The following is a 1,322-nucleotide window of genomic DNA, read 5'->3' on the forward strand; positions in this document are numbered from 1 at the left end:
GGTGGTTACCCCCAAAAGTTAGAGTTTTTTTATGCAGCTGATTGGCTGGATTGAGTTCGGTATTCTACTGGACTCAATCCGGCCAATTTTATTTTTGATCGTTCATTGTTATACCAGTCGATATATTCTTCTATCCGTCTTTTTAATTCTTCATAGCTTACTAATTCTTCCCCATAATACATTTCTTGTTTTAAAATGCCAAAGAAATTTTCCATTGAAGCGTTGTCTGCGCAGGTTGCTTTACGTGACATGCTTTGGAATACTTTATTTTCTTTTAATGTCCTCACCCATTGATTGTGCTGGTAATGCCAACCTTGATCAGAATGAATGGTAGTGCGATAAGTTGCATGATTCTTTATTATCTGTAGCGCCCTTGTTAAAGGTTCTATGACAAGATCTAATGTTGGACGTTTCCTGATTTCAAACGCAATAACTTCTCCGTTATAAAGGTCAAGAATTGGATTTAAATATAACTTCTCTTCGCCTAGACATTTGAATTCTGTAATGTCGGTTACTAACTTTTGAAGAGGGATAGGTGTGCTAAAGCGGCGGGACAATCGGTTTATCGCTACTTTTCCTACGTTTCCCTTATATGAATTGTATTTACGGGATTTCCGCATAAATTTCACACATTTTAACCCTAGTTCCCGCATAATGCGATACACTTTTTTATGGTTGATAGAATGTCCTAATTTGGTTAATTCTCTTGTGATACGTTTATAACCATAGCGTTCATGAAACTGCTTAAATAGGCTTGTAATCAGTTTTTTTAGTTCTGTATCTGAGTCTTCTTGTCCAAAGTTTTTCACATGATAGTGATAGGTTGCTTCAGGAATACCTACAACAATGAATATATCTTTTAATCGGAATCCTTCTTCTTTGAGTTCGAATGCCACTTTTGCCTGTGCTTTTCGTGGAAGGCATTTGGATTCTCCCGAAAAGCTTTCAACTTTTTTAGGTAAGCATTTTCTAGTCTCAGTATTTCATTCTCACGTTCTAATTCTTCTTCACGTGTTAACTTTGTCTCTTCCTTATTCTTGGATTTAGTTGATTTCTTAGACATAGAAGGTCGCCCCTTTGATATTGGTTTCAGGCCTTCTATCCCTCGTTCATTAAATGTTTTCATCCAACGATAAATTAAGGAAGGATTGTTCAATCTAAATTGATCAGCAGTTTCCTGATAAGAAGCACCTGTCTCTAGTATAAATTGTATCGTATCTAATTTAAATTGAACAGAGTACCCTTCCTGCACCTTTCTTCGTTTTAATCCATCCATGCCCTGTGTTTTATAGGATCTCACCCAATTTTTTAATGGGGTGGAA

The 1,322-nt window shown here is 36.3% G+C and carries 2 protein-coding genes; both read right to left on the minus strand.

The features are described from left to right. Positions 1-29 precede the first annotated feature (29 nt). Positions 30-896 (minus strand): IS3 family transposase, encoded by an 867-nt coding sequence (locus tag ACHABW_RS25765; protein WP_435759884.1) that lies wholly within the window; start codon positions 894-896, stop codon positions 30-32. Continuing rightward, positions 860-1,322, minus strand: a 463-nt coding sequence (locus tag ACHABW_RS25770) for a helix-turn-helix domain-containing protein (protein WP_435759886.1), incomplete at its 5' end; no start/stop codon positions are given. The genes ACHABW_RS25765 and ACHABW_RS25770, both read right to left, overlap by 37 nt.

It is taken from the genome of Salipaludibacillus sp. CF4.18 (genome assembly GCF_051262595.1).
GTDB classification, from domain to species: Bacteria; Bacillota; Bacilli; order Bacillales; family Salisediminibacteriaceae; genus Salipaludibacillus; species Salipaludibacillus neizhouensis.